The 14,573-nt window shown below is 39.9% G+C and carries 11 protein-coding genes; 4 read left to right on the top strand and 7 right to left on the bottom strand.

What is annotated here, in order from left to right; translation table 11 throughout:
- The 6 genes from PHF18_RS11525 to iscB all read right to left on the bottom strand — a co-directional run.
- Window positions 1–184, bottom strand: a 184-nt coding sequence (locus tag PHF18_RS11525) for a monomethylamine:corrinoid methyltransferase (protein ID WP_300102876.1), incomplete at its 3' end; no start/stop codon positions are given.
- Window positions 185–204: 20 nt separating this feature from the next.
- Window positions 205–858, bottom strand: a complete 654-nt coding sequence (locus tag PHF18_RS11530) for a methyltransferase cognate corrinoid protein (RefSeq protein ID WP_300102879.1) — start codon at window positions 856–858, stop codon at window positions 205–207.
- 283 nt (window positions 859–1,141) lie between these two features.
- Entirely contained in the window at window positions 1,142–1,378 is a 237-nt protein-coding gene (locus tag PHF18_RS11535) for a hypothetical protein (protein WP_300102882.1), read from the bottom strand.
- A gap of 111 nt (window positions 1,379–1,489) precedes the next feature.
- On the bottom strand, window positions 1,490–1,843 hold the full coding sequence (locus PHF18_RS11540; RefSeq protein WP_300102885.1) for a Rieske (2Fe-2S) protein: 354 nt from the start codon (window positions 1,841–1,843) through the stop codon (window positions 1,490–1,492).
- A 269-nt stretch (window positions 1,844–2,112) separates the two neighbouring features.
- A complete protein-coding gene (locus tag PHF18_RS11545; protein WP_300102888.1) occupies window positions 2,113–3,567 on the bottom strand; it encodes an NAD(P)/FAD-dependent oxidoreductase in 1,455 nt (484 codons plus the stop codon).
- The gene (gene iscB, locus PHF18_RS11550; protein ID WP_300102891.1) at window positions 3,564–4,844 is read right to left on the bottom strand and encodes an RNA-guided endonuclease IscB; all 1,281 of its coding nucleotides are present in this window, start codon (window positions 4,842–4,844) and stop codon (window positions 3,564–3,566) included. Before iscB ends, PHF18_RS11545 begins: the two co-directional genes overlap by 4 nt.
- A gap of 1,496 nt (window positions 4,845–6,340) precedes the next feature.
- Here iscB and PHF18_RS11555 point away from each other — a divergent pair.
- The 4 genes from PHF18_RS11555 to PHF18_RS11570 all read left to right on the top strand — a co-directional run bounded on the left by PHF18_RS11555 (window position 6,341) and on the right by PHF18_RS11570 (window position 10,556).
- The gene (locus tag PHF18_RS11555) at window positions 6,341–6,478 is read left to right on the top strand and encodes a hypothetical protein (protein WP_300102894.1); all 138 of its coding nucleotides are present in this window, start codon (window positions 6,341–6,343) and stop codon (window positions 6,476–6,478) included.
- 551 nt (window positions 6,479–7,029) lie between these two features.
- Window positions 7,030–8,145 carry a DNA repair exonuclease gene (locus PHF18_RS11560; protein WP_300102897.1) on the top strand — a complete coding sequence of 372 codons (1,116 nt, stop codon included), beginning with the start codon at window positions 7,030–7,032 and terminating at the stop codon, window positions 8,143–8,145.
- Window positions 8,142–8,999 carry an AAA family ATPase gene (locus PHF18_RS11565; protein WP_300102900.1) on the top strand — a complete coding sequence of 286 codons (858 nt, stop codon included), beginning with the start codon at window positions 8,142–8,144 and terminating at the stop codon, window positions 8,997–8,999. Before PHF18_RS11560 ends, PHF18_RS11565 begins: the two co-directional genes overlap by 4 nt.
- Complete coding sequence (locus PHF18_RS11570; RefSeq protein ID WP_300102903.1) at window positions 9,000–10,556, top strand: hypothetical protein; 1,557 nt, start codon at window positions 9,000–9,002, stop codon at window positions 10,554–10,556.
- A gap of 258 nt (window positions 10,557–10,814) precedes the next feature.
- On the opposite strand, the gene PHF18_RS11575 is transcribed toward PHF18_RS11570, so the two are convergent.
- Window positions 10,815–14,561 carry a tetratricopeptide repeat protein gene (locus PHF18_RS11575; RefSeq protein WP_300102906.1) on the bottom strand — a complete coding sequence of 1,249 codons (3,747 nt, stop codon included), beginning with the start codon at window positions 14,559–14,561 and terminating at the stop codon, window positions 10,815–10,817.
- Window positions 14,562–14,573 lie beyond the last annotated feature (12 nt).

Raw genomic sequence — 14,573 nt, forward strand, 5'->3', positions numbered from 1 at the left:
GGTTTCCCATCATGTCCTTGTCTGTCGGGACAAACTCTCCCTTGAAGTCAAGCCCGTACTTCTGCTTGAGCTCCATTGCCTTCATGGGGATCTTCATAAGGTCCCAGTCGTCCTGGGTGCACTTTTCCCCTACTTTTGCCCTGTCGTAAAATTCGTAGCAATCGAATGATTTTGTGAATGTCATGTTCTTCGGCCTCCTCAGGATTATTTCATAACATCAAGTGCAACTTTTGCAGCTTCTGCAGCATTTTCTGCAGTTGCGTCTGCTCCGATTTCCTCGATCCACTTTTTGGATACTGGAGCTCCTCCGAACATGCACTTTACGCTGTCCTTGAGGTTTTCTTCCCTGAGCCTGTCCATGAGGTCTTTCTGGCCGAGCATCGAGGTGGTCATGAGGGCTGAGCCTACAAGGAGAACCTTTTGCCCTTTGTGCTTAGCAGCTTCTTCAACAACGGTTTCATTAAGGACATCTACTCCGAGGTCAAGGATCTCAAATCCGTTTGCTCCGAGCATGGTGGTGACAAGGCGATGTCCTATGTCGTGGATGTCTCCTTCTGCAACAAAGGTGATTGCAAGTCCTGTTTCTTCTCCTTCTTTCCTTGTTTTTGCAAGTTCAGGGGTAAGGACTTCCATTGCATTGTTCATTGCTTTTGCAGACATCATAATCTGGGGCAGGAAAATCTCGGCGGCTTCAAACTTGTCCCCGACAATCTTCATCCCGAGGGACAGGCCCTGTGTAATAATGTCAATAGCTGGAATTCCTGCGTCGAGGGCTTCCCTGGCTAATTGTGCAGTGCCTGCGATGTTCTGGTTTACGATCGCATCACGTAACTTATCAAAAATCTCGGTATTTGTCATCCCATCATCACTTCTTTCTGTTTTATTGTTTTTTGTCCGGTAATGAGATCTTCTTCATTTGCCTGCTGACGGAATCTATTTACCTATTTATTGCATATATAATTTTCTATAAATCGTTTTCTGTATGGGTATATATATTTATCCCTTAATGGATGCGAGATTTAAGGTCCAAATATATATAAAATTTGGTTGAGAGTTTTTTGGAACCCGGGCAAAAAATCCGTAAAAAAATAGAAATATTTTGCAACGAAAAAGATAATAATAAAATTTGATTACCTCTGCCTCACCTGAATAAGGAAATAAACAAAATGAATGCTGCAATGTTTAGCAAAAAACCAAACACGCTTACTGTAAGTCCTGCCTTTGCGGTCGCGTCCTGACCCTGTTTCAGGCGGGATCTGGCGAGGATGATGCCTGCAAGAGCAAAGGGTATTGCAAAGGATGTAAGAAACAGGTTCCCTATTCCGAACCAGAATGAAATAGAAAAAATTACACTGATCAGCCCGAATGCAAGGCTCAAAGTCCCCTTATTCCCTGAAATGCTACTAATTTTGTTCCCTCCTGCCCGAAAATCATACACTACTCATTTAGCAAACCATGAATTCAGAGGTGAAAAGATCAGGTTTACGATTTATTCTTCAATTTTTACCCCGATTTTATCTCCCTCAAGTTTCCATTCATACCGCTTCAGTTCCAGTGAATCGTTCAGGCATTTCCCTGTCCTTACATCAAATCTTCTGCCGTGACAGATACACGTGAGGGTGAACTCTTCCAGCCTGCCTGTATCCATAGGGCATCGGGCATGAGGACAGAGGTTTGAGAAAGCATGGATCTGCCCTTCCGCCTTAAGGAGAAGCACATTTCTTCCCCCGGGTTCAACGTGCAGAAGCTTTCCTTCTTTCAGGCTGCTTTCTTCAGTTGCATAAAACCAGGGAGGCTCAAAACCAGAAATCGAGCCCTTTTCAGGCACATTTTCAGAAGGCATATTACCAATCACCAGATACCGGAATTATGAGATTAAATTTATTCTTTATTTCGTCTTGATCCGGAAGTTCTTTTCAGTTCTTTTTTACATAATTAGAGGCTGGCTGCCTGTATAAGTTTTGCTGAAATCAGACAAGATGAATTAAGAAATAAGAGAGGGTAAAAAGAGTAAATAAGTAAAAAAGGAAATAAAAAAATGAAAAGAGAATAAAAAAGAAAAAGAAACAAAAAGAAAAAGAAAAAGAGAATTTAGATTTTTGAATTTAATGTTTAATGGAGATTTCCATCCTCATTGAGGATTTTTAAAAGCTCAATTATCGAGTAAGATGCCCTGGTAATTCCCATGCTGCGTTTGTCCGTATCCGTGCCTGCGATGTAGAGATTTTTGACAGGAGTCCGGATATCCGCAAATTTTCCGTTAATTGTGACTGCGGCTTTTTCGGGGACCATAATCTGTTCATGCTGCATATCGATGTGTTTCTCGATATTTGGAATGGCACGGGAAATAGTGGCATAGGCTTTTTTGAGCTCATGCTCTTCAGTCTTATCCTTGTCTATTACAAAGGAAAACCCTACCAATTGCCGGTCTTTTGGAGCAAGGGAAGGATCATAGTTGCTGATGGGCATTGCCCAGTATGCAAAGTCTTTAAACCAGATCTCAGAGCCTGTATAGTTGAACTCAGGAAGTTCTTCCTTCAAGCCAAGCCAGATGGTCAAGCTTTTAGTATGCACGATTCCTTTAAGTTCTTCTTTATAAGCCGGTGGTAGTTCCTTTACAAGCCCTGGGAGCTCGGTTGCAAAGCCTGTATAGATAACAAGATCGGCTGGATAGATTTCATCAGCTTCCACACCCGCGATTTTTCCATCCTGCACCAGGATGCTTTTTACTTCGCACTCCTTTTTTATTTCTACTGTTTCCGGAAGAGAATACAGGATGGCATTCAGCAGAGCTTTCAAACCTTTTCTTGGATATCCCTGGGAATAGTTTACCTTGTTTGTAGCAAGCCTCTCAAGGGATGTGAAAGGCCGGGCAACTCTATCCATGCGGGCCTGCAGAGAAGCATGTAGATGGTATGGAAGGATCGAAGATAGAATGGACTCGGCGGACTGGCGTTTTTTTGGCTCGATCTTTCCGATCATGGCATCAAACTGCTCCTGCGTAATGCTGTCCCTGACAAAACTGCTGCCAGAAAGAATACGCTGGGCAGAGGTCTCTCTCATTGACTTGCCAGAAAGAAAACCTGAGATTGTATCCACAAAGTCATAGGTGTCTTTGCAAAGATTTTTTGGAAGGAACTCATAAACTGACTGGTCCGAAAGATCTACTCCGAAAGTTGAAAGGGTAAGGGCTTTCGTAAGGGCCTGTGAAAGGATTAGCCTGTCCTTCCTCGGAAGCACATCAAAAGTCACGAAGTCCTTAAGGTTCGAAGGGACTTTGGTAAAAGTATTTTCAGTCCGGACATAGTAGTGCCCGTATTCCTCAAATACAGGCAGGAAATCAAAGTAATTATCAATCAGCCTCGGGAGGGGACCTTCAATCAGATGAGTTATTGCATGTGCTCCAGTATCCACCTGATACCCGTCTACCATGTAGCTGTTGCAGTTTCCCCCAAGATACCGTTCTTTCTCAAGAACAAGGACTTTCTTTCCATGCTTGGAAAGTGTCAGCGCAGCCAGAAGCCCGCTTACGCCAGCTCCGACAACAATTACATCATGTTTCTTCATAAACCCTCAGCAGGAAACCCCTGAGTCTTTAGCTCAGGGGAGGAATGCGTAAACTTTCCCATCCTGCTCTGTTGAATTAGTGTTGTTGTCCTGGCCTTCAATCGTTCACAAATTTTCTTCACGTTAACACTATCTGATATTTTGTTTCCAAACATATCCGAAATAGCAAAGAATCCGGAAGACCTTTTGCCTTTGACAAACCCCATTCCCTTACTCGTTTTTACAAGATCGAATTTTCTCAGGTTGAACAGTTTCCCGGTAGGTATTTTCTTTTCGGATCTTTTTCCTGTCCTTTGCTGGTAATCCCCCTTGCTAACGTTTCTTTTTAGAAAAACAGACTTTTCTACCTCTACTTTCTGATCGTCCCTGCAACAAATAGCAACAGCATCAAAGTAATGTGTTTTTATCAACTTCAATATCTGCTCTCTCCTGTACTTGGTTTCGTACCCGAAAGTCTCTGCAAAATTCCAGTCAGATTTCCGGATTTGGGATTTGATGATCCCGATTTCAGTTGCATTTTTTGTTTTTGACTTTTTCCCTGAAAGTTTGAATTCTCCATTGTGCAGGGCTTTGTGACAGGTTTCACAGAGCGTAATCAGGTTTTCCGGTGTATCTGTCCCCTTCTGTGACCTGAAAACGATGTGATGGCAATGCAGCCGGGAATCCTTTGACTTTCCCATGCAATGCTGGCATGTGTAGCCGTCCCGGTCCAGAACGTAAGCTTTGACATTGTAGAAGCCTTTAAGGTCCCCTTCCTGATACCCAACCCCGGAAACCTCCGGATTTGTTATTTTGTGAATATCAAAGGAAGCAAGTTCTACCTTCCACTTGATTACAGGAAGCAGGGATTCCACAAATATCTTTTCTCGGAAATGAGCTTCAAGTTTGCTTCGAATAGAAGGAGCCAATCTTCCTTCTTTCTTTGAATTTCCCCGGTTATCAAATCTTGCGGGTCTGTATCTTGTTTTTCGACCTCTTCTGGTTCTCCGGTACATCTTCCGTTGTTCCATCTTTTTTGAAACGTTTTCTCTCAGGTAGATTTCGGACTGATACAACACTTTTCCGTTAGCAATGGCTGCACAGCCCACTACCTTAGAGCCGGTATCCATCCCTGCAGTTACAGGTTGAGTATAGCCACTGCTTCCGAAAAGTAACTTGATTGTGAATGGCGTATTTCTAACAACTTTTGCCTTGCCTGCTTGCAGTAGCTTTCTGGCTTTTGAAGGTTTACAGGGCATCAGTGGTTTTTTGTTTTGATTAATTACGAAAACTAACATATAGTTTTCCTCCGAAGAGTTATGCGTATCCGAATTGTGGACTCCAACTTCGTGAAGTTGGAGTGTTACAGCGTAGATGGAAGGACTTCAACTTCGTGAAGTTGGAGTGTTACAGCGTAGCTGGAACCAGTCAATTCAGGAATCCGTCCTCCTCTCGATCTGATATGGAAAGGTTTAACGATGCAAGCACTGTCCCTACCTCTCAGGACTGTTTAACCGGCATCCTTAGAGCCTTAAACTGAGGCGACATTCAAGGGTAACTATGTATTCTTTCCTATCGTTTACCGATTTTCCGTTCTCCTGATCGGTGATCTGGTCAACTAGGGCTTGTTAGACAAGCCCCTGAGTTTTAGCTCAGGGGTAGTTGACTCCCTAAACTACCTCTATTTTTTCCAGCGAATCAAGTTTTCAGTTAACGCAGTTCATGCGCCATATAATCTGAACTCACAACAGGATTTCATAAACCCTCAGCAGGAAACCCCTGAGTATTTAGCTCAGGGGTAGTTGACATGTGTTGAACATATCCTAACAAAAGTTATTTTTGAAACTTAACGCATTACTTTTAACAGGGGATACATTTGGAATTTCATGATCTGTAATTTATGATCTAACGAAGTTATCTTTAATTTATTATTTTTATGTGTAGCTATCCTGTAGAGTAGTATAGAGAAAAAAATAGTATTTATAATTAATAGTCCACATGATAAAGATTGTTAAAAAATGGCTTGTTTTTTTGCTGGTATCACTTTGTTTTAAATATGTTTTTAATATGGTACGTTTTTTAGTGCTTAACTTTCCCCTCAGGTATAGAAAAAAAGGAAAAAGGTAGATATAGGTGTGGATGCCACACAATTTATTGTTGAACTTATCCCATAAATCAAAATTTGTTTTTTTAACTCTCGTTTTTGAGTAATTGAGTTTACTCTCGGCAGGTCGGCATTAGATTTTGAGACATTTTACTGATGGTGTTTCCCATAAATTATATAAATATGCATTTGGTTTGAAACTGGTTAACATATGATCCAAATCTCACAGAATATAACAATAACCGTGTGTAAGTGCATATCAGCACATATATGATAGAGTCAGCAACACATTTGAGCTGCCATTTCCAGCTCAATTAATAATAAATAAAAAGAGTCGTTTTTTAGACATGTCTGCGGAAAATAGGCCACCAAAGTTACTTCATGGATACCATTATCCCTAGAAGGCTGACAGCCACTGCAATTATAGTTATAAAAACAATCAAAGCTGAACTATCGTTCTTAACCCGTTCATTGCTCTCATAATCCATATTACTAAATATACAGCCATACTTAAAAAAACTTTCGCCAGTTGAAGGGGGCTGATTATTTAATAATAGAATTCATGAGCCTTTTTTATACCTCTGCTAACCACAAAATTCATTTGTTTACTTATTGTATTTATTACAATATTCTTATTGAGTTCTATTTTTTAGAGAATCCAATACTAAGGTACGGGAGCTATGCGGCTCCATGGTCTGGTTACCTCTTAGTGTAAAGACCAAAATGAAAGAGATCTTGAAGGACAACAACTGGAGAATTAAAAAGTTCATTGATTCGGATAGTTCGATGTATTTAGAAGTTACTGAAAAGGAGTCAAAGGAAGTGTGACTTTCTTTACAGGATTGCATACATGATAAATCAAAATGATTCCCAATAACTCGCTTTTTCCTCTCAAGGAGGCGCTTTTCATTTCTTGAAGAATGAATTTCGAGTACCCTTCCCCTGTCGAGGCAAATGAATGCACGGCAAAACAGTTGGTCGACCTGATTTGGTCTATCTGATATTTTCTCTTGCAGTAACATGCAGCCTGATAAAGCTCAATTCTGTTGCTATTTGAGGGGAATTCAGTTACAAGGACCGAAGGGACAACGACCTGAAGCTTGTTTTCCAGAATGAAATGCTGTACAGTCTATTCATGGAATACCTTGAAACCTGCCGCAAGCTTATGGATCTGGGTATAGAAAAATAAGGCATTCCCTGCCAGATATTATTCCCCTAAGAAAAATTTACTCCAGAAAAAGGAAGAACAAAAACAAAAACAACCAGAAAGTTCAGTATAAAAAAATTACTGCAAAAAGTGAAATATACTATAAACCTCAATACAAACATACTTATTTATTTTAAAAAGATGTATGTTTAATAAGACGGAATGAGGAAACATGTCACTAAAGATATTCCATACATCGGATCTTCATCTTGGTATGAAGTTTTCTGGATATCCAGATGTACAGTCTATGTTAACTGAAGCAAGATTCACAGCTTTGCAAAATCTTGTAGATAAAGCGAATGAAGAAAGGTGTGACCTTTTTGCTGTAGCTGGTGATCTCTTTGATCGTGTCTATGTTGACAATAAAGATATAATTCGGGCTGCTCAAATGCTTGGAGATTTTCATGGAAAGCTTGTTGCTGTGCTTCCTGGAAATCACGACTTTATAACCACAGGAACTAATGATCTATGGAATATCTTTGAGGAGAACACCGGGGACAATGTAAAAGTTCTCACAGAAAACAGTGCTGAAAATTTAGACCATTACAATATCGATGGAATTCTTTATCCTGCGCCCTGTTATGCAAAGCACTCAAAGGAGAATTGTGTTGGGTGGATCAAAGAGAATAAAATCGAGGATGATTCGAAGTATCACATCGGGATCGCCCACGGCAGCCTTGATGGCGTATCTCCTGACCCTGATAGCAATTATTTCCCCATGACCCATGAAGAGCTTGAGAATATGGGGATGGACATCTGGCTTCTGGGCCATACTCATATCCAGTACCCTGAAAATCCGGGAAGCATGGACAGGATATTCTATTCCGGAACACCTGAACCTGACGGTTTTGACTGCAGCCACGAAGGAAAAGCCTGGATCTTGGAACTGGATGATTCGAAAAGAATACATCCCACGGCACTTTCCACCGGAAAATATCGATTTTTGCATGAGGAAATTGAACTTGGACCTTCCTGTGACCTCGAGCAGTTGATAAAAGCTTCGCTGAAAGGAAATTACGGGAACACACTGCTCAAGCTAAAACTCAAGGGAAGCCTGGCGATCGAAGAATATGAAAAGCTCTCTCAGGTAGATGATTTCCTTCCGGAAATATTCCATCCTATCATCGATGACGATGATGTAGCTGAAATGATCGACCAGGATTTCATTGATAAGAATTTCACAGAAGGGTCATTTCCCCACAGGCTACTTTCAACACTTGCAGAAGATGAGGACAACTGGGAAGCTCTGCAAACGGCATATGAACTAATCTGTAAGGTGAGAAAATGAAAATTACAAAAATAACATTGAGCCCGTTTGGCTGTCTTGCCAACAAAAAGCTCGAGTTCAATGATGGGGTTAATGTCATAGAGGGACCAAACGAGACAGGGAAATCTACTATTTTTAATGCGATCCAGAAAGTCCTTTTTACTCCCTCAAAACTTAAGAAAAAAGATTTTGAAAAAGAAATCGAAAGGTGGCTACCTCTTGGGGGCGGAGATACTGTAAAGGTAGAACTGGAGTTTGAAAATGAGGGGAACAAATATACTCTTAAAAAGATGTGGGGCAACACTAACTCTTCCGAATTAACGTTACCAAATGGTGGTCTGGTCACAAAAGAGGATACTATTGCGGAGATGCTGGAACCGATGCTCCGTGCCAGGGAAGGCACATACAGATCGGTCCTTATGACCTACCAGTCCGGCCTTTCAAGAACCCTTGACGAGCTTGCCAAAGATGAAGATACGATTTACTCCCTTGGGGACATTGTTAGAAAGTCAATGCTGGAGACCGATGGAGTCCGTATCGATAAGTTCAACGCTGATATTAATGAGCTGCAAAATAACTATTTTGCCAGATGGAATGGTGAATTAAATTGTCCAGAGGATAAAAAAAGAGGCATCAATAACCCCTACAAACGAGGTGTCGGACAGATACTGAATGCATTCTACACAAAGGAAGCCGTAAGGGTTGAATTAGAAGAAGCCCGCATCTTTGAGCAGGAACTCGACAGAATCAATAAAGAGATAGCAGATCATGATAAAGCCATTTCCAGGATGCAGAGCTTTGTGGAAAAGAATGAGCCTATCGTGGATGGTATAAAAGAGCGGCAAACCCAGGAGGCGAAACAAAGCGCTCTTTAAATGGAAATTGACAGGTTAAATGAAGTTGCCAAAGACTGGCCTGCTGTTGAAAATAATATAAAAGTCCTTGAAAGTGAACTGATCGAGATCCAGAAAAAATTAACCGCAGTTCAGGAAGAAGAGAAGATTGCCAGGTCTCAACAGGAAAACAAAGATCTGATCCAGAAATTTGCCCGGGTGCAAGAGAAGAAAAAAGTCTTCGACGAAGCAAAGGAAAAGCTTGAATCTGTAAAGAAGCTGACCTCAGAAGAGCTTGAAAAGATCAGGGAAGCCCACAATAAACTGGACCGCCTTAAAGCCAGAATGGATGCCGGAAAGCTTGCTATCAAATTTGAGGCTAAAAAAGGCATGGAGATATCTGTCCGGAAAGACCTGGAAGCCCCGTCATCCCAAACAATTGCAGAAAATGAATCTGTCCAGTTCGAAGCCGGAGGAAGGCTCAGACTTGAGCATACAGATTGGAATATTGAAGTTACTTCAGGCGACAGCAATGTCGAAGAAGTAATAGCAGAATACGATTCAGCTGTGCAGGAAAATGCTGCTCTGCTCCAAAAGTACGATGTACCTTCACTGAAGGAGGCAATAACTGCCAATGGAATCTATCAGGAACATTTGAATGCGGTCAATTCTGCAAAATCCAACCTGAAAGGAGAACTGGGCGAAGATACATACGAGGGACTTGAACAAAAGATAAAACAGCTCGGTCCGGAAGTAGCGACCAGGGATATAGCCACAATTGTGGAAGAAAGATCAAGTTTCCAGAACAGTTCCAGAAACCATACTGAGAAATTAAAAGAACATAAGCAAAAGATCGCGGGTTACGTTTCAGCTCATGAAAGTAAAGAAAGTTTAATGGAAAAACTTGTAGAAAAGATGGCTGAAAATAAAGAGGTCGACAAGAAGATCAAGAAGCTTGCCCCCCTGCCGGAAGGAATCGATGATCCTGATGAGTTTCTTCAGGAATATCAAAAGACGAAAGTCAATCTCAAATCCAAAACAGAAACCAGGAACCAATTGCGGGAAAGTAGAGCCGGAATGGAAAAACCCGACATATCCTCCGAGGAACTCCAGGTCCTCCTGAAAGAAGCCGAAGATAAATTCCAGGCGGTCCTCAGAAAAGGCAAAGCTATTGAAAGGGTAATGCAGGTCACTTCACAACTCTCTGAGGATATGGATTCTGATACATTCGGTGATCTGAGAAAAGACATGGAAGAATATGTATCCCTGATGACCAGCAACCGCTACAACAGGATCGAGATGGACGACTGCCTTCCTGAAGGCTTTGTCCGCGACGACGGAGAACTCCTTACCTATGACCTGCTTTCTGCAGGAACCAAGGATGTCCTGTCCCTGGCTCTGAGAGTCTCAATGGCAGAGCATTTCCTGGGAGATGGCGGTTTCATGATAATGGACGATCCACTTGTCGATATGGATCCCGAAAGGCAAAAGAACGCAGCTGAATTGCTGAAACAGGTTGCGGAGAAAAAGCAGATACTGGTGTTTACGTGCCATCCCTCGCATGGGAAGTTACTGGAGGGGAGTCGGCAGGAAGTTTGAATTTATTATGTGGTGTATTGTAGATAGCGTCGGAAAAGTCCGTAATTTCCTAAAATTTGCCCAATTTGATCATTGTACATAAATTTAATAATTTCGCATGATGCCGATTTATTAATTTAAATTTCAATGACTGTGTGCGATAAGTTATAGATTTCAGACTTTTCCGACGCTATCATTGTAACTTTATAATATGCATTACTGACTTTTTGGATAGGCTCTTAATAGTGGCAATTTTCGAGAAAACCCCCCATGACGAATTTAATTATTTCCACTTGCAGATTCACTTAGTTTATTGTATTTTTCGATCGCTTCATCAGCCTCATCATATCTATTTAGCCTCATAAGTGATTGGCCTTTGAACAGGTACACTCCAGCGTCATTTTTTCCAAGGTCAATAGAAGTATTAAAGGATTCCAGCGCCTTAGAATAATTCCCTAGCATAAAAAGCATTAAACCCTTTGCGAAATGTAACACACCATCATTTTTATTCAATTTGATTTTTTCTTCTATATCTGGTAACGATTTTTTTGCATGCTGAACTGCATTATTGCAATTATCAAATTCTTTTTTGACATGTTCATTGTCTGGATTTAACTCGAAGACTTTTTTAAAGCATTGAAGTGCCATTGAGTGATCATACATTCCCATGAATGCACATCCAAGATTTAGCCATGCATATTCATGGTCAGGCTTGATACGAATAGCGTCCTGGAGGTCTTTAATTGCCCCATCATATCTCCCTTGTTCAAAATAGAGAACTCCTTTCTCATGGAAAGCATCGTAATCATTTTCATCGATAGATAGAGCAGAATCAATGCACTGTTCAGCTTTGTCAAATTCCTTTTTTCTGATAAGTATCTGAGCTTTTCCAACTAAAGCATCATTATTTTTTGGATCGATCTTTAATGCCTCACTTAATAAATCAAAAGCCTCATCATCTTTCCCCTTAGTGACATATTCCATTGCCTCCTCAAATAGTGCAATATCTCCATGTTTCTCTTTAAATGTCTTGTTAAATTCCTCCATATTTTCGGAACCGTAGATGAGTTCAATCACTGCATTCAGATGACTAACGGCTTCATGTCTAAGTTCAATCACCTCTTTTTTGCCCTTGACTTCTTTATGGAATACCTTATTTCGATAAGGAGCTAAAAAGGCACATGCCGCCTTTATAACTTTATATTTTTTCCCTACTTTTTCCTTAATGTGCTTATTCACAGAGTCTATGACGGGGTGTCCATTAATCCCATAAATATCAAATCTTTCCCATGTGCCGAGAGGAACTGACTTTTGCCTTTTAGAGTTCTTGGTTAGTTGGCCAGTTTTCAAATAATATGGGAGATCCGAATAGTACGCTTTTGGGATTCCGTAGTATTCATCTGTAGAAAATTCATCAAATACATTGGACCTAACATCAGTCCAGACCTCTTCATTGAGCAATATTTCCAATCCTTTTGCGTAATAGCCAAGAGGTGGAGAAAAGTCGAACTCTTCCTCTTCGTTAATACTCCTGTAGAGGTCAAGAGCTTCCCTTTCTGCAGTCTTTAGTGAGAGTCTTGCAGGACGACACTTCACACTTTCGAGGCTGAGATGTTCGTCAAGAAAGATTCCTAGGTCAATTTTTAATTTTTTTACCTCGGTGTTTTCCGGAGCAATTTTGAAGGCTATTTCTAAACATTTCCTTGCTTCTATAAGGTTCATTTTTTCAATATAAGCATCAGCCATTCTGTGCATAAGCATAGCACGTTCAAGTGTAGGTAGAGAATAGTAATATGATTTCTCTGCCTTCTGATAACATGAGATTGCGGCATCAAAGTCACATGCATCAGAATATAAGTCCCCTTTTCTGGAGGTAAATAGAGCTCGATTGTTTTCATCGAAATTTTTTTCATTTATTAATCTGTCAACAGCCTCAATTGCTTTTTCAAACCAACGTATTGAAACATATGCCGACACTGCATAATATGTAGATTCTTCAATCGGAAGATACTTCTCTATTTCAGGGGTTAAATCATCGAGTATTTTTACAATTTCTTCTTTTTTAATCCAAAATAGTTCGGAAACAACATTATTGAGTAATGTGCCGATTGTTCTTCCCAGTTCTTCATCCTTAAAAATTAAAGGAAATGAAGAAATTTCATCTCTTAGTGATTTTATTCCTTCGTCGTCATTTCCCTCCAAAATCAAACATATCCCAAGATAGCCGGCAGTAGATCGAACAAATTTATCTTTTTGCTGGTACTTTCTCTGATATGATTCAAAATACATCCTTGCCTTATCAAAGTCTTGAGTTTCAAAATGAGCCCTTGCAAGGAATATAGGTAGGTCTTCAGATGTACCTTCATTACAGTTTAAAAAAACAAACTTTTTGATTATCTCTAAGGCCCGCGTGAACTGGAATGAATTGAGTAAAGGTTCAAATTTTGATAATATGAAAGGTATTTTTTCTAATTGAGCTTCCTTTTTCAATATCTCAATATTATATTCTCCTGCTGTATTGACACATTTTTCTAAGAAAGTCAGTCTTTTATGTATATGATCCCAAAGTAGAGAATTGATGTCCCTCCTACCTAAAATTTCATTGAGAATCTCGTACTCTTCATTTGGATTAAATGTATTATGATATCCTATGGAGATTTCGAGGAGAAGTTTAGTTTTTTCATTATTGTTTAGCAATTTAAGGTCCTTTAAAACCTCCTTCATGCGTTTATTTGCTTCAATTTCATGCCCGAGATGGTAATCCATTTCTGCAATGTACTTTTTTACAAGGAGGGTAAGATATTGCGTTGAAAACTTAGTTTTCCTTACATGTAAGGAGGGTTGGAAGATAGAGTTGTTATTGTCAATATATTGAGAAATAATTTCATACGCAGCTTCATACCACCCTTTTGCCTCCTGATAGTTTTCCATATTTTTGCAACAGTATGCCATGTCATCAAGAAAGAAAAATCGATCGATATCCGATTTTACACGATTAAAGCAGTGATTAAAAAGTATGAATGCATCACTAAAATAACCCCCATCACACAGTACATTTGCAGATGCATCAATTTCTTCGATGGAAAGGGAAGAAAGATTATTTTCATCAATCTCAAATGTGTATTCTTTGTTTAGAATTGCAAGCTTTTCCTGCTCCTCTTTTGCCCCAAACCAAAATTCAGCTACAATAAAGAGAGCAGCGTTAGTGAACCTAATGTACTGTATAGATTCATGTTTTTTATTAGAATCTAGTAGTAAAAACTCAGATTTCTCCATCCAGGGAAAAGCGGGTGCATCAACCTCAAAATTAGTAGCGATAATATCTCGAGTGTCTTTTTGAAAGGAAACACATCTTAGTAAGGACATTTCATATTCTTTTCTCTCAGGATTTACATAGTAATCCGAGTATCTCAGATGGCGATAAATATAGTATTGGGATTCTTGATCACGTTTTCTATTAAACGATTTTCGGATGTGGTCAGTAGCCTCTATAAATGGCATTTTCCCAAAAGCATGATATGCCTCTATGAAATGGATTATTGTCCGAATTGCAGTTACTGCAACATCGTCCTGAATGCTGACCGCCTGCTTGTAGAGGTACTGGTAAAATTTTATGCTATTGGAATTGTCTATGGCTGTAATAAAAGTAGTAAAATCTTTCTTGTAGTATTCCACCTGGTTAGCGATAATCTCTTCTAATTCCTGATTCTCAATTATGTCAATTTCTTCAACGCCTGTGTAGAAAGTGGCGTTACTGCATGTAAAGTCACAAAATAATTTTGTTATGTATTTTTGGATTTTCTTAATTAACTCTTTATCTTGAGAGATGGATTCAAGGACGAACTGCTGGAATCCCGGGTCTCTTTGCATCCTGAACAGAAACAATTCATTTAAGTTATTTTCAAGGTTAAGAGCCTTTTTTTCTTCATCACTTTTTTCCCGGATAATATCAGCGAATGTAATACTTTTTTGTAATAGATGGGTTTCATAGAGAAAGAATTTCATTGCATCTTCAGTGATATGCATAGTAGATTTCCC

This window comes from Methanosarcina sp. (genome assembly GCF_028693135.1).
Lineage (GTDB): Archaea > Halobacteriota > Methanosarcinia > Methanosarcinales > Methanosarcinaceae > Methanosarcina.

Bases quoted from the DNA above. Each gene is read 5' to 3' on its own strand.
- PHF18_RS11530 (WP_300102879.1), bottom strand. From the start codon at position 858: ATGACAAATACCGAGATTTTTGATAAGTTACGTGATGCGATCGTAAAC.
- PHF18_RS11540 (WP_300102885.1), bottom strand. From the start codon at position 1,843: ATGCCTTCTGAAAATGTGCCTGAAAAGGGCTCGATTTCTGGTTTTGAG.
- PHF18_RS11545 (WP_300102888.1), bottom strand. From the start codon at position 3,567: ATGAAGAAACATGATGTAATTGTTGTCGGAGCTGGCGTAAGCGGGCTT.
- iscB (WP_300102891.1), bottom strand. From the start codon at position 4,844: ATGTTAGTTTTCGTAATTAATCAAAACAAAAAACCACTGATGCCCTGT.
- PHF18_RS11555 (WP_300102894.1), top strand. From the start codon at position 6,341: ATGGTCTGGTTACCTCTTAGTGTAAAGACCAAAATGAAAGAGATCTTG.
- PHF18_RS11560 (WP_300102897.1), top strand. From the start codon at position 7,030: ATGTCACTAAAGATATTCCATACATCGGATCTTCATCTTGGTATGAAG.
- PHF18_RS11565 (WP_300102900.1), top strand. From the start codon at position 8,142: ATGAAAATTACAAAAATAACATTGAGCCCGTTTGGCTGTCTTGCCAAC.
- PHF18_RS11570 (WP_300102903.1), top strand. From the start codon at position 9,000: ATGGAAATTGACAGGTTAAATGAAGTTGCCAAAGACTGGCCTGCTGTT.
- PHF18_RS11575 (WP_300102906.1), bottom strand. From the start codon at position 14,561: ATGCATATCACTGAAGATGCAATGAAATTCTTTCTCTATGAAACCCAT.